The organism is Labilithrix luteola (assembly GCF_001263205.1).
GTDB lineage: Bacteria > Myxococcota_A > Polyangia > Polyangiales > Polyangiaceae > Labilithrix > Labilithrix luteola.
The window spans coordinates 2,040,313-2,053,447 of the sequence record NZ_CP012333.1 but is presented as its reverse complement, the minus strand read 5'-3'; the positions used below and the strand labels follow the sequence as shown (position 1 = coordinate 2,053,447).

12 protein-coding genes are annotated in these 13,135 nt (G+C 64.5%); 6 read left to right on the top strand and 6 right to left on the bottom strand.

The window, feature by feature from the left end; all coding sequences use genetic code 11:
- The first annotated feature begins 40 nt into the window (after positions 1-40).
- Complete coding sequence (locus AKJ09_RS09300; protein ID WP_146646839.1) at positions 41-706, top strand: response regulator transcription factor; 666 nt, start codon at positions 41-43, stop codon at positions 704-706.
- Positions 703-2,127, top strand: a complete 1,425-nt coding sequence (locus tag AKJ09_RS09295; RefSeq protein ID WP_146646838.1) for an ATP-binding protein — start codon at positions 703-705, stop codon at positions 2,125-2,127. The genes AKJ09_RS09300 and AKJ09_RS09295 overlap by 4 nt, the downstream gene beginning before the upstream one ends.
- 16 nt (positions 2,128-2,143) lie before the next feature.
- Here the strand turns inward: AKJ09_RS09295 and AKJ09_RS09290 are convergent, their stop codons facing one another.
- Both AKJ09_RS09290 and AKJ09_RS09285 read right to left on the bottom strand, forming a co-directional pair.
- On the bottom strand, positions 2,144-3,547 hold the full coding sequence (locus tag AKJ09_RS09290; protein ID WP_146646837.1) for an MBL fold metallo-hydrolase RNA specificity domain-containing protein: 1,404 nt from the start codon (positions 3,545-3,547) through the stop codon (positions 2,144-2,146).
- A gap of 36 nt (positions 3,548-3,583) precedes the next feature.
- Complete coding sequence (locus tag AKJ09_RS09285) at positions 3,584-4,198, bottom strand: ATP/GTP-binding protein (protein WP_205633652.1); 615 nt, start codon at positions 4,196-4,198, stop codon at positions 3,584-3,586.
- Positions 4,199-4,422: 224 nt separating this feature from the next.
- Here AKJ09_RS09285 and AKJ09_RS09280 point away from each other — a divergent pair, with 224 nt between their 5' ends.
- On the top strand, positions 4,423-5,646 hold the full coding sequence (locus AKJ09_RS09280) for a DNA polymerase IV (protein ID WP_146646836.1): 1,224 nt from the start codon (positions 4,423-4,425) through the stop codon (positions 5,644-5,646).
- A 58-nt stretch (positions 5,647-5,704) separates the two neighbouring features.
- Complete coding sequence (locus AKJ09_RS09275; protein ID WP_146646835.1) at positions 5,705-6,430, top strand: hypothetical protein; 726 nt, start codon at positions 5,705-5,707, stop codon at positions 6,428-6,430.
- A gap of 1 nt (position 6,431) precedes the next feature.
- On the opposite strand, the gene AKJ09_RS09270 is transcribed toward AKJ09_RS09275, so the two are convergent.
- The 3 genes from AKJ09_RS09270 to AKJ09_RS09260 form a co-directional block, all read right to left on the bottom strand.
- Complete coding sequence (locus AKJ09_RS09270) at positions 6,432-7,268, bottom strand: helix-turn-helix domain-containing protein (protein WP_146646834.1); 837 nt, start codon at positions 7,266-7,268, stop codon at positions 6,432-6,434.
- A gap of 177 nt (positions 7,269-7,445) precedes the next feature.
- Positions 7,446-8,498 carry a formylglycine-generating enzyme family protein gene (locus AKJ09_RS09265; protein WP_146646833.1) on the bottom strand — a complete coding sequence of 351 codons (1,053 nt, stop codon included), beginning with the start codon at positions 8,496-8,498 and terminating at the stop codon, positions 7,446-7,448.
- Between the two features lie 435 nt (positions 8,499-8,933).
- Positions 8,934-9,899, bottom strand: coding sequence for a transaldolase (locus AKJ09_RS09260; protein ID WP_146646832.1), 966 nt, complete (start codon positions 9,897-9,899; stop codon positions 8,934-8,936).
- Positions 9,900-10,174: 275 nt separating this feature from the next.
- Here AKJ09_RS09260 and AKJ09_RS09255 point away from each other — a divergent pair, with 275 nt between their 5' ends.
- A complete protein-coding gene (locus AKJ09_RS09255) occupies positions 10,175-10,606 on the top strand; it encodes a hypothetical protein (RefSeq protein WP_146646831.1) in 432 nt (143 codons plus the stop codon).
- 5 nt (positions 10,607-10,611) lie between these two features.
- Here AKJ09_RS09255 and AKJ09_RS09250 read toward each other — a convergent pair whose 3' ends face one another.
- Complete coding sequence (locus AKJ09_RS09250) at positions 10,612-11,502, bottom strand: DUF1003 domain-containing protein (RefSeq protein WP_146646830.1); 891 nt, start codon at positions 11,500-11,502, stop codon at positions 10,612-10,614.
- Between the two features lie 95 nt (positions 11,503-11,597).
- On the opposite strand from AKJ09_RS09250, the gene fumC reads away from it, so the two are divergent.
- Positions 11,598-12,995 carry a class II fumarate hydratase gene (gene fumC / locus AKJ09_RS09245; protein ID WP_146646829.1) on the top strand — a complete coding sequence of 466 codons (1,398 nt, stop codon included), beginning with the start codon at positions 11,598-11,600 and terminating at the stop codon, positions 12,993-12,995.
- Positions 12,996-13,135: the final 140 nt, after the last annotated feature.

The following is a 13,135-nucleotide window of genomic DNA, read 5'->3' as shown; positions in this document are numbered from 1 at the left end:
CGCGGACAGTAAGCGCAAGCGATGGGCTCGGACATTCGACATGCACATCTTGTTGGTCGAGGACGACGACATGCTGGCCGAAGCGGTTTGCGCGGGGTTTCGGCAAAACGGGTGGACAGCGGACCGTGCCGGCGATGCCAGTGTGGCGCGGCTAGCGCTGCTCGAGCATCACTTTGACGCGGTGCTCCTGGATCTCGGGCTGCCCGACGGCTCCGGCATGGGCGTGCTCGCGGCCCTGAGAGCCCGTTACGATGCAACGCCGGTCATCATCGTCACCGCGCGCGACCAGCTGAGTGATCGCATTCGCGGGCTCGATGCAGGCGCGGACGACTACCTCGTGAAGCCGTTCCAACTGGGCGAGCTCTACGCACGGCTGCGTGCCGTCGTTCGCCGGAGTCAGGGTCGAACATCGCCGGTGCTCACCTACCGCGACGTCATGCTCGACCCGGCACGACGGGTCGTCGAGTGCGCGGGTGAGCCCGTGCCGCTCAGCATCCACGAATACCGTACGTTGCTCGCCCTCATGGAGCGTCAGGGCCGGACGGTTACCCGCCATCAGCTGGAGGACGCGGTGTACGGCAGCTCCGGGACGATCGAGAGCAACACCATTGCCGTCTACATCCACCAGCTTCGGCGCAAGCTTGGGAGTGACCTCATCGCCACGGTGCACGGCTTTGGCTATCAGATCGGAGAAAACCGCCCGTGAAGTCTCTCCGCGTACGCCTCTTCGGCGCGTTCGTACTTAGCATCGTCGCGATTTGGATTTGCTGGCTCACCTTCATCCAAATACGTGCCAACGAGTGCGAAATGGGCTGGTGGGACGTGTCCCTCCGAGAAAGCGCGAACGAGATCCTTCGGTCCACGGAGATCGTTGGGCTGACGGAGGCTCGACCGAACGGCTCGGACCTCGCCCTCCCCAAGCCGCTGGTGCGTAACTCGGAGAACTTCGAAGCCAATCACGTCTCCTATCAAGTGTGGGTCGCGGGGCGCGAGGTGCTCCACTCTCCGGGCGCGCCCGCCTCCCCTCTGAAACCGAGCTTCGCGGACGGACCCTCGCGCGAGCGCATCGCGGGCGAGATCTGGTGGGTCCACGCGGTCTCCGATCCCGAGCGTGCGCTCCAGGTGCAGGTTGGCAAACCACAGATTCGCTGGGCCCATGACATGCGAAACTTGTGGAGCTTCAGCGCCATCAACAGCTGGCTCATGACGGCCCTCCTCGGAGTGGCCTTTTGGGTCGTGATCCGCTGGTCGCTCGGGCCGGTGACCGCGCTCACGAGCGCCGTTCTCACGAGGAGCTCGTTCGATCTGACGCCCCTCTCCACCCGCGGCCTACCGGACGAAGTGCGCCCACTGGTCGATGCCTTCAATGGTCTCCTCGAGCGACTCGAAAGCGCCCTTCGGCGCGAACGGCGCTTCATCGCCGACGCGGCCCACGAGCTGCGCACGCCTCTCGCTGCACTCTCGGCCATGGCAGAGGTCGCGCTCCGCGCGGATAGCATGGAGGAGAAGGACGCCGCGCTCTCCAAGCTGGCGGCGGTGGTGGCTCGCAGCACGCGGCTCTCGGAACAGCTGCTCGATCTTGCTCGCTTGGATGCCGCCAAGGGGACCGACCATTACGTGCCCGTCGACCTGGCCGAGCTCGTCGACATGGTGGTGCGCGATTTCGAAACCGTTGCTCACGAGAAGCGACAAACGCTCGTCATGAATACGGACCATTGCATCATTCGTGGCAATACGGACGAACTCGGAATTCTCCTCCGTAATCTCATCGACAATGCGATCCGCTACTCCGGCGAAGGTGGTCGCATTGCGGTATCGTGCCGACATGCACCGGGACGTCGCCAGCACGTTCTTTTGAGGATTGCCGACAATGGTCCCGGGGTGCCGGTGACGGAACGGGAGCGCATCTTCCATCGCTTCTATCGGGGCGCCGGCAATGGGCAGAACGGAAGCGGTATCGGTTTGGCGCTTGCTTCGGGCATTGCGCGGTCCCACCGAGCGAGGATCCAGGTCGGCGATGGGCTCGACGGGCGCGGTCTCGGAGTTTCGGTCTTCTTCGAAGCCTTCGCTCAGCGCGCGCCGCGCGCCAGCCGCTGGCTCCGAAGTGAGCCTACCCCGCACGTGTAGTGGACGTGAGCGCTCCTCAGAAACGAATGACCTCGCGAGGGGCGGGGCAAGACACCGTCGGAAAGTGTCGTGCCTCGAGCTCGGCACGAAGGCTCTTTTGCGCACTCGGCTCGCCGTGGACGAGGACGACGTGCTGGAGCGAGCCCTTCCTTCGCACCGCTTCGGCGAAGTCGAGCAGGTCTCGCTGATCGGCGTGGGCGCTGAAGCCATCGAGGACGGCGACTTCGGCCCGCAGATCCCGCTCGACCCCGAAAATTTTCACGCGGGGTCTTCGCTCGACGATCCGGCGGCCGAGCGTGTGCTGAGCCTGGAAGCCGACGATGACGACCGCGTTCTTCTCGTCTTCGACGGTCGCCCGCAGGTGGTGAAGGACGCGCCCTGCTTCGCACATGCCGCTCGCGGCGATGATGACCGACGGCTCGGAGGAAGCGTCCAATGCCTTCGAGTCGGCCACTGCGGAGATGTAATGCAGGCCGTCGAAGTCGAACGGTGACTCCGTCCCGAGCATTGCCGCGCGCGCTTCGGCGTCGTAGCACTCCGGATGCAACCGGAACACGTCGGTAATCTTCACGGTCAGAGGTGAATCGACGTAAACGGGGACTTTGGGGATCTTTCCTTCTTCGCGCAATCGCTTGAGCGCATAAATGACCTCCTGAGCGCGCTCGAGAGCGAACGAGGGAATCACGACTTTCCCTCCGCGTCGGAGCGTGCGGTCCAGGACCGTCGCAAGCGCGTTTTTCATCTCGGCGAACGGTGCATGCACGCGGTCGCCGTACGTGCTCTCGGTGACGAGGACGTGCGCGCCGCTCGGCACCTCGGGATCGCGCAGGATGGGAAGAGTGCGCCGCCCGAGATCTCCGGTGAAGACGATGCACTTGCTCTCGCCGGAATCCTCCACGTCGAGAATGGTGATGGCGCTGCCGAGGACGTGGCCGGCGTCGAGGAACGTCGCGTGGATGCCGGGCGCGACGAGTTGACGGCGATGGTAAGGGAGGCCGACCATCTGAGCGAGGACGGCGGAGACGTCGCTCGACCCATAGAGCGGCTGCACCCGCTCCATGTTCGTCCCCTCGCGCTCGATGAGTTTGTTGATGTGGCGCGCGTCGGCTTCTTGGATGAACGCGGCGTCGGCAAGCATGGCGGCGCAGAGATCGCGCGTGGCGGGCGTCGCGAAAACTGGGCCTCGATAGCCCCGGTTGACCAGCACGGGGAGGGCGCCGGAGTGATCGATGTGGGCGTGGGAGAGGATCACCGCGTCGAGCTCGTCGGGATCGACGCCGAGCGATCGATTCGTCTCGAGCGCCTCACGCCTCCGGCCCTGGAAGAGTCCGCAATCGAGGAGCACCGTCGCCCGGCTCGTGCGGAGGACGTGCTTCGAGCCGGTGACCGTCCGGGCAGCCCCGACGAATTCGATTTCCATGCGGCGGGCAGAGCAAAGCTCGTACCTGCCAGCTTTCTACGGATCCGGGCCGATTTCCGGGTGGCGTGTACGCGCGCGGACCGTTGGAATCTCGCGCCGGAGAATGTCGAGCACCTGATGGACCTTCTCCACGAAGTTCGCGCGGCTCTCGACGGTCACGACGCGCGGGTGCCGGCTCCAGATCCGGCCGATTCGCGCGTCGATTGCCGCCGCTTGCCGGGCGGATTCGATGCGTAACGGGTTCTCGTGATTGTAACCGTCGTGCACCGACGGCGTCCGCAGGTGGACCACCATCGCATAGCGGGCAAGCTCGGCATCGATGGAGGTCTCGACGTCACGGAAGAAGTCGTCCTCGGCACCCGGCCAGTAGGCCAGCCCGTCGAGCGTTCCGCGATCACACACGATGGTCTCCGCGATGCGCTCCTCCTCGCTTCCTCGTTCGAGCTCGCGCTGAACGTGGAAAATCGCTCGCTGTGCTGCGCGCGACCCAGCGTTCGTCGAGTGACGCGGAAAGCCCCCTCCGTAAAGGATGCCCGCGGCCTCTGGAAGCACGTGGACCTGTGCGGAGAAGTGATGCCGTACGACTTCGAGCGTCGCCGTCTTGCCTGCGCCCGGTCCTCCCGTGAGGACGATCCGCTTCGGAGCTGCCACGCCTCGACGCTCTGCAAGCGCGACGCCACGCTGGCGCTCGGCCCCGACGACGGGTTGCCGTCATCGATGATGCGCCGCCTTTTGCGTTTCGACGCAGGATTTGCGCGGCACTTGCCGGCCAACCATCGTCGCCACTCGTTCAGAACGTCGTCGACCAGTTTTCGAGGCTTGGCGCCTTCGCTTGGCACTTGCCGCGATCCTTCCTAGCTTCTCTGTCGCCTCCCATGCGCCAGATCCTCCACATCGACATGGACGCGTTCTTTGCGTCGGTGGAGCAGCTCGATGATCCGAGCTTGCGCGGCAAACCCGTGCTCGTCGGCGGCGCCGCGCGTCGAGGCGTGGTGGCGGCTGCGTCGTACGAAGCGCGAGTGTTCGGAGCTCGGTCGGCGATGCCGATGGCCGAAGCGCTCCGCAAGTGTCCGCACGCGATCGTCGTCCAGCCCAAGCGTGGCCGTTACGAAGAGGTGAGCCGTACCGTCTTCGACGTCTTCCATCGCTACACGCCGCTCGTCGAGGGCCTGTCGATCGACGAAGCCTTTCTGGACGTGACCGGAAGCCAATCGCTCTTCGGCGATGGGGAGACCATCGCCAAGCGGATCCGCGCCGACGTGCGCGAGGTCACAGGCGGCCTCACGTGCTCGGCGGGCGTGGCCCCGTGCAAGTTCGCGGCGAAGATCGCGAGCGACGTCAACAAGCCCGACGGGCTGACCGTCGTGGGCCCCGACGTGGCCGCGTTTCTGGCGCCACTGCCTTTCGAACGCATGTGGGGGATCGGGCCGAAGACCGCCCCCATGCTCCGGCGGCTCGGTTACAAGACCATCGGCGACCTCGCCAACGCGAGCGAAGCGGCTCTCGAGCGCGTGCTCGGTTCGTGGGGGCCGGAGGTGCGCCGCCTCGCGCGAGGAGAAGACCCGCGCGACGTGGAAGCCGATCGAGACGCGAAGTCGATCGGTGCAGAGTGCACGTACGAAGAAGACCTCACCACGCGTGACGAGATCGCGCGAAGCCTCCTGGCGCATGCCTCGCGCGTGGCCGAGCGCCTGACGGAGGCCGATCTGTCTGCGCGTGTCGTGGTCGTGAAGATCAAGTATGCCGACTTCATGCTCCTGACACGGCGAACCACGCTCCTCGAGCCAGCGAGCGACACCACCACGCTTCACGACGCTGCGGTCGATCTGCTGTCACGTTTTCCGCTCGACGGCGCCCGTGTTCGACTCACCGGCGTGGCCGCGCACGATCTCGTGCCGGCCGGTGGCATTCAGCCCACGCTCTTCCCCGATCCGGCCGCAGCCAAGCGTCGCGAGGTCGAGTCGGTGCTCCTCTCGGCGAAAGGTCGTTTCGGAGGTCAGGCGCTCACGTTCGCCTCGCTCATCGACAAGTCTGGAGGCGAACCGGCCATCAGTCGGAACATCTCCAAGAATCTGACTCGCCCGAAAAAAGGCAGCTAGAGCGAACGACCACGAGATTGTGGCCAAATTCGAGACGTTCCGCCTAAGATGCGGCGCGATGCGAAGCTCTCTTCTCGTGGCGTTTGCGTGTGCGGCGATGCTCTTCGTCGGGTGCAAACCGAAAGCGGGGGGAAGCTGCAAAGTCGAAGCGAAAGAGGTCTGCATCGGCGACAAGCAGGCTCTCTCCTGCCACGAGGGCAAGTGGGAGGAGATGAACTGCAAGGGCGCTTCGGGCTGCACCAAGAGCGGCTCGGACAGCGTGTGCGACCAGTCCGTTGCCGAAGACAAGGACGTCTGCAACCTCACGGGCGACTTCGTCTGCACCGGCGACAAGAAGGGCATGCTCGAGTGCCAGAAGAACAATCGCTGGTCCTTCGTGCAGAGTTGCTTGGGCGATCGCGGCTGCGCGATGGAGCAGCACAAGGTCACCTGTGACAACAGCATCGCCAACGTGGGCGACGGCTGCAAAGAGGAAGAGGACTACGCCTGCACGCCGGACCGCAAGAGCGCCGTCGTGTGCAAGGCCGGCAAGTTCACGCTCGCCAGCAACTGCAAAGGCAAGAACGCCTGCAAGGTGACGGGCGATAAGGCGGCCGGCTTCAAGGTCGAATGCGACGACTCGATCGCCGCCGCGGGTGATCCTTGCGACAAGGAAAATCACTTCGCCTGCGCGTCCGACGAGAAGACGATTCTCAAGTGCGTCGGTAAGAAGTTCACCGTCGAAGACAAGTGCCGCGCGAAGGAGAAGTGCGGCGTCCGCGGCGAGCTCGTCGGCTGCTACTGACTCAAGCGGCGGGCGACCGTCGCTGATCAGACAATCCACCGACGGTCCGCGCCGATTGCGCAGGCGTTCGTTTCACCTCGCGCGCGATCAACTGTGAGCGGCTCGAGACGCCATACGTGCGGAAGATGACCTTCACGTACTGACGCACGGTGTGCGGACTGATTCGCATTCGCTGGGCGATCTCTTTGTCCGATGCGCCCGTGAGCAGGCACTTCATCGTCGCTTGCACGCGCGGCGGCAGCGATGGCGCTTGCTGCGTGGGAAAGAGGCCGCCGCTTTCTCCGATGACGAGACGGAGCACGTTGCGATCTTCGTCGGTGAACGGGCGGTCGCCCGCTTCGCGCATCAACCCGCTTCCCTCCGTCGTGTACCGGCCGACGATGTGCACGGCACTGAGAAAGTGATCGAGCCGCGCCGGCTGGGCACACTCGGCGACCCAAAACGAGTTGTACCAGTCGCGCGGCGAGAGAACGTCGCCCAGGTTGCTGCTGATCACCGGCTCGTGTTTCAGTTCGTCAGGGGTCATCGAGGCGACGCGGTCCATGAGCGCCCGGTGATACGGATTGATGTCACTCCCGAGCGAGTCGTGGATGGTGAAGACGCTTACCGTCGCGTCGTCGAAGCCCGCGAGTGTGGCCCCGCGAACGCCACCTTTGCCGCCTCGCCGGTACGCATGATCGTTGACGATGCCCCCGACCGTCGCGCCGATCTCACGCAGCAGAGACTGAAGCAGATGCTGACGCGCCTCCTCCGTCCGCACCCCGATCTCTCGCACCTCACCAATGAGCCGGACGGCACTACGCACGCGGTGCCAACGAATCGAGCCGTCTTCGCCCATGATGCATTTATCGTCGCATGGGCCCTTCGAGCGAACATCCCGCGTTTGAGGGATGGCCAATGGCCTCCTCTCGTACGGCTACACAAAGGCTAACAAAGCGAACTGCCCGACCTTCGCGAGTACGTCGCGTGGCCGGGCAGCGAGCTGTTCGGACCGCTTGGTCAGCGGCCGTTCATATCAGTAGAGGCAGCAGCGGATGCCGACGTCTTCGAGCAGCGCGTTGCCTGCCGCGTCGTTCGTGGGCACGCGAGGAACCCTGCGGTCCGCGTTGCAGGCGAGCTTCGCGGGATCACCGTTTGCCAAGTGCGAGCCACCGCGGACACGGCAAACACTCGTCGGAGACGTCGGGTCGTCGCACGCGTCTTCCCACTCAGCGACGTTGCCGCTCAGCTGGTAGGCATCCTTCGGGCCGTAGCACTCGGCATGCACGTACTTCGTGAAGTTGCCCCTGTCGTCACTGTCGACGACCATCATGAGGCCCGAGTCCTCGTTTTCGGGGTAACCGAAGCCGCCGATGTAGTTCTTGATCGGGCCGAGGACGCCTTGCCCGGTTCCGTTGCAGCGATCGGAGTACGTGTTGCCGTACGGATACGCGTAGCTGCCTTCGTTGGTACACGCGCTGTACCAGGCGTCCTTGGTGAAGTCGTTCCCCTCGTTGGAGGTCAGAGAACCCCCTCCGAGCTTTCCGCAAAGTTGCTTGCCCGCCCACTTGCAGTACGCAAGCGCGTCGCACCAATCGACGTAATGCACTGGCAGCGACATGTTGAATGCGAGGCCATTGTCAGGGGGACCCGGTGGCGTGGTTGCCGGGCCCCAAGCGGCGCGCGGCTGGAACTTGTTGTTCGTGCAGAGCGGGCCTTGCTTCACGACGGCGCCGCTCGTGGCATCCATGAACTTCTGGTACTGGCCCTTCGTGACCTCGGCGCTGTCGATGCAGAAGGTACCCGTTCCACCCTGCGTCGTTGCCTTGGCCATTCCCGATGGGCATTCGCACGTTTGATTCGTGCAAATGCCGCTCTGGCAATCGTTCGAGCCCGTGCACTTTTTGCCAGTCGTGCATTTTGCACACGTGTTGCCGCCGCAGTCGACGTCCGTCTCCAGACCGTTCGTCGTGCCGTCGGAGCAGTTCGGCGTCTTGCACACCTTGTTGTCGCACGAACCTCCGAGGCAGTCGGTGTCACGCACGCACGTCTTGCTGTCGAGGCACTTGGGGCAGAGGGGCCGCCGCAATCGGTGTCCGATTCGTTCCCGTTCAGGAAGCCGTCGAAGCAGTTTTCAGTTCCCGCGTCCGTCTCGGGCGTGCTCGCTTCCGCGTCCGCCTTGGCGTCGGGCGTCGCATTCCCGTCGGCGGTCGCGTCCCTCACCGGTTCGACGTAGGGGTTCTGGCCGCCGTCCCTGTCGATCGAGCTCGCTCCAGGACGGGACTCGTTGCTGCTGCAGGCGACGATGCTTGCAATACCCGCGACGACGACGGTGACAAAAGCCAAGCCAAAACGAGAACGGCGCATGGTCGAAGACTATCAACCTCGGTGCGAGCTCTCAATAAACCGACCAAGCGCGCGAATTGGTTGCTCTCACATGAACGGACAAAGGCGACGGGGAGCTCGCCGCTCCGTCCGTCGCCTTCGTCTTATCTACGTGTGAGCGCGTAGGGCGTCGCCCGACTCAGAGACGCTCGACGAGCTGCTTCTCGAGCGCGACGAGCGCCTTGCTGAAGCCTTCGATGCCCTCGTGAAGCTTGTCCTTCGCCATCCGATCCTGCTCGTGCATGGCGCGGAAGGTCGCCTCATCCATCTTCACGTGCGGGATGTCCATGGCCTTGGCCTTCGCGGCGTCGAGCTTGCGCGGAAGGTCGCCGGTTGCTGCTTCGAGTTCGGCGAGGAGGTTCGGCGCGATGGTGAGGAGGTCGCAACCCGCGAGCTCGGTGATCTCACCAATGTTGCGGAAGCTCGCGCCCATGACCTCGGTTTTGACGTCGTGGTGCTTGTAGTAGTTGAAGATCTTCGTGACGCTCACGACGCCCGGATCTTCGGAGGACGGGTAGCTCTCGCGGCCGGTGTCCTTCTTGTACCAGTCGAGGATGCGACCGACGAACGGCGAGATGAGGGTGGCCTTCGCGTCGGCGCAGGCGATCGCCTGGTGCATGCCGAAGAGGAGCGTCATGTTGCAGTGGATTCCCTCTTTCTCGAGGATCTCCGCTGCGCGCGCGCCTTCCCACGTGGAGGCGAGCTTGATGAGAATGCGGTCGCGGCTCGCGCCGGCGGCTTCGTACATCTTGATGAGCGTGTGCGCCTTGTCGACGCTCGCCTGCGTGTCGTACGAGAGGCGGGCATCGACCTCGGTCGACACGCGGCCCGGAACGATCTTCAGGATGCGGAGGCCGAACTCGACAGCGAGGCGGTCGACGGCGCGGTTCGCGATGGCTTCCTTGGAAGCTCCACCTTCGGCGCGAGCCCACGCGAGAGCTTCGTCGGTCAGCTGGGCGTAAGCCGGCATGGCGGCGGCCGCTGCGATGAGCGACGGGTTCGTCGTCGCATCGCGAGGCCGGAACTTCTCGACCGAGTTGAAGTCACCCGTGTCCGAGACCACGACCGTCATGCTCTTGAGCTGCTCGAGAAGATTCTTGCTCATCACTTCGCTCCAGCTGGAGGGCCGGTCCTGGCGCTCGCGTTTCGAGGTCAGGCCCGGGCTCCAAACCCAGGGTTCAGGCCAGTGTGCTTAGCCCTCGTACACGCGTCGTGTCGAGACAATCCGGCTCGGGGGAAAAAGCGTCTCGAGCGTGCTGCGGCGTGAGCGTTCCGGGTGAAGGTGGGAGTGGTACTTCGGTTGCGCCTGGCGCTCGAAAACCACACAAAAAACGTGAAAAGTTGGCCGGATGGCCCGTCCGTTGCTGTTTTGGCCGGCATATGAGGCCCCGAGCGTTCGTCGCTTTGCCGCTCCTCCTCCTGTTCGCATCGGTGCTCGGACCGCGTGACGCGGTCGCTGCTGCCGAAGACATGCTCGCGTTGGGCGAAGTCGCATCGCCTCCGCCGAGCTCGGGTGTTGATCGGTCGACCTTGAAGACCGCCGCAGAAGGCGAGCTCCGCCTTCTTTCCAATGCACAGCTCCCGTCACGGCAGGTCGTCGTGTCGGTCGCCATCACCGGCGCCACCAAGGCGCCCGTCGCCTGCACCGTCAACGCCGTTCTCCGTGACCGCAAGAGCGGCACGATGATCGCCATTCTCGAAGGACACGCGCGCTCCGAAGGCAGCGCCGACGCGGAGCTCCAGAAGGCCGTCGTCCGCGCGGCCGTGCGCGGAGCCGTCCGTCAGATCCCCGAAGCGCTCGCTTCGAAGTAGTCGGCTCAGGTCTCGGCGCCCGGCGCTGGGTGCTCGATGCGCGGCGCGGGATGCACGTGCGATGCTCCTCGCTGCTTCTCGAGGCGGTCGAGGCGTCGCGTGACCTCCGAATAGACCATGTCGACCTTCTCGTGCATGTGCGCGATCTGCATTTCGGCCTTCAGATTGACGTCGTATTCGACGTCGCTCCGAACGCGATCGCGCTCGACCTGCCGATTCTGACTCAAGAGGACGAACACGCTCAGAATGATCGCTTCGAGCGACACGACGAGCGTGAGGAAGCCGAACGGGAACGGATCGAAGTTCAGCGAGATGGGCGGAATGTTGAGACCGATCCAGATCGCGAAGAAGCCGAGATGCAGGAAGAGGAAGGGAAGGCTGCCAGAGAAGGCGGCGATCCAGTCCGCGGCCTTCATCACGAGCGAACGTTTGTCTTCCACCTCTTCGTTGACGTTTCGCGTGGCCGCGTTGCGAAGAAGCATCGCGTTGTGACGCAGGCGTTTTCCCGTCGCCGCGAGGAGGTCCATCGCGGCGGCGGGGCGAATTCGAAAGAGCTCGTCGAGGTCGCCACGATCGACCTCGATGGCCTCGACGTCCAGCTTGGCGACGGCCGTGGCCGTGCGCGGGCCTTCGTCGAGCAGTGAAATCTCGCCGAAGAAATCGCCGGCGCTCGGGCGCTCGAGGAACATCACTTCGCCGGTCTTCGTCTTGACCGAGAGCTCGACCTCGCCGCTCTTGAGGATGTACATCGAGTCGCCGGGGTCACCGAACCGGAAGATCGTCTCGTCTTCCTTGAAGGTAACGAGCTCGACGCGGTCCGCGAGGAGCGCGCGCTCCTGATCGTCGAGCAGTGCGAAGAGCGGAACTTCGGCGAGCATCTCGATGGTGGTCGACATGGGCCATGGACGATCGCGCGCGGCCCGCCGCCGCGCAAGACCATCGAGAGAGCTGGACCGTGTGTGCCGACACGTGCGCGTGCTATCCCGAGGCCATGAGCCACCGCCTCGAATCGGACAGCATGGGGGAAATCGAAGTCCCGGCCGATCGCTATTGGGGAGCGCAGACTCAACGGAGCCTGCAAAACTTCCGTATCGGCGGTCACCGGCTACCGAAAGCCGTCATTCACGCGTTCGGCACGGTGAAGAAGGCCTCCGCGATGGTCAATCGCGAGCTCGGCAAGCTCGACGCAGAGCGCGAGGGACTCATCGTTCGCGCCGCCGAAGAAGTCGCGAGTGGCAAGCTCGATGACCACTTCCCGCTGGTCGTGTGGCAGACCGGTAGCGGCACGCAGTCGAACATGAATGCCAACGAGGTCATCGCCAATCGCGCGAACGAGCTCGGCGGAACTCCGCTCGGTAAGAAGGGCGACGCGAAGAAACACATCCATCCGAACGACCACGTGAACATGTCGCAGTCGTCGAACGACGTGTTCCCGACGGTGATGCACGTGGCGTCCGCGCAGAGGATCCACGAGAGGCTGGTGCCCGCCGTGGCCAAGTTGCGCGAGGCGATCGAGGAGAAGTCGCGCGCGTTCGCCGACGTCGTGAAGATCGGGCGCACGCACATGATGGATGCCACGCCGCTCACCGTCGGTCAGGAAATGAGTGGATGGGCCGCGCAGCTAGCGTTTGCAGAAAAGCAGCTCACGCAGGCCGAAGACGGGCTGATGGATCTCGCGCTCGGCGGTACCGCCGTCGGGACCGGCCTCAATTCTCACCCGGAGTGGCCGGCGCGCATCGCGGCGAAGATCGCGGAGCTCACCAAGATGCCGTTCCGCACGGCGCCGAACAAGTTCGCAGCGCTCGCCGGGCACGATGCCATGGTCGCCGCCAGCGGCGCCACGCGTGTGCTCGCCACGGCGTGCATGAAGATCGCGAACGACGTACGCCTCCTCGGAAGCGGTCCTCGCGCCGGCCTCGGTGAGCTGCTTTTGCCGGAGAACGAGCCTGGAAGCTCGATCATGCCGGGGAAGGTGAATCCCACGCAGGCCGAGGCGATGACCATGGTTGCGGCGCACGTCATGGGCAACGACGTCACGATCGGTATCGCCGGCGCGAGCGGCCATCTGCAGCTGAACGTCTTCAAGCCGGTGATCGTCTACGACTTGCTCGAGAGCGTGGAGCTCCTTGCCGATGCATGTGACAGCTTCCGCGAGAAGTGCGTTGCGGGCATCGAGCCGAACCGCGCGAACATCGCCAAGCACGTGGAGGACTCGCTCATGCTCGTGACGGCACTGTCGCCCGTCATTGGGTACGACGCGGCGGCGAAGGTGGCGAAGACCGCGCACGCCAAGAACATCACGCTGAAAGAAGCAGCGGTGTCGCTTGGCCTCGTCACGCCCGAGGAGTTCGACAAGCACGTGCGCCCCGAGAAGATGATCGGGCCGTGAGCGCGTCGACCCGACGCTCCATGTAGAAGCGGAACGTGCTCGTGCCGCGAGCTCACTGCTCGCTCCTGTCGCACGGCATGATCGCCATGCGGCACGCACGGCACGAGCAGTCTGCGTGGATTCCGGCGGCAACCTGACGC

What these genes read in the sequence shown, in the direction of transcription:
- AKJ09_RS09250 (WP_146646830.1), bottom strand. Translation starts at nt 11,502, where the DNA reads ATGTCGACCACCATCGAGATGCTCGCCGAAGTTCCGCTCTTCGCACTG.
- AKJ09_RS09275 (WP_146646835.1), top strand. Translation starts at nt 5,705, where the DNA reads ATGCGAAGCTCTCTTCTCGTGGCGTTTGCGTGTGCGGCGATGCTCTTC.
- AKJ09_RS09300 (WP_146646839.1), top strand. Translation starts at nt 41, where the DNA reads ATGCACATCTTGTTGGTCGAGGACGACGACATGCTGGCCGAAGCGGTT.
- AKJ09_RS09280 (WP_146646836.1), top strand. Translation starts at nt 4,423, where the DNA reads ATGCGCCAGATCCTCCACATCGACATGGACGCGTTCTTTGCGTCGGTG.
- fumC (WP_146646829.1), top strand. Translation starts at nt 11,598, where the DNA reads ATGAGCCACCGCCTCGAATCGGACAGCATGGGGGAAATCGAAGTCCCG.
- AKJ09_RS09255 (WP_146646831.1), top strand. Translation starts at nt 10,175, where the DNA reads ATGAGGCCCCGAGCGTTCGTCGCTTTGCCGCTCCTCCTCCTGTTCGCA.
- AKJ09_RS09290 (WP_146646837.1), bottom strand. Translation starts at nt 3,547, where the DNA reads ATGGAAATCGAATTCGTCGGGGCTGCCCGGACGGTCACCGGCTCGAAG.
- AKJ09_RS09270 (WP_146646834.1), bottom strand. Translation starts at nt 7,268, where the DNA reads ATGGGCGAAGACGGCTCGATTCGTTGGCACCGCGTGCGTAGTGCCGTC.
- AKJ09_RS09260 (WP_146646832.1), bottom strand. Translation starts at nt 9,899, where the DNA reads ATGAGCAAGAATCTTCTCGAGCAGCTCAAGAGCATGACGGTCGTGGTC.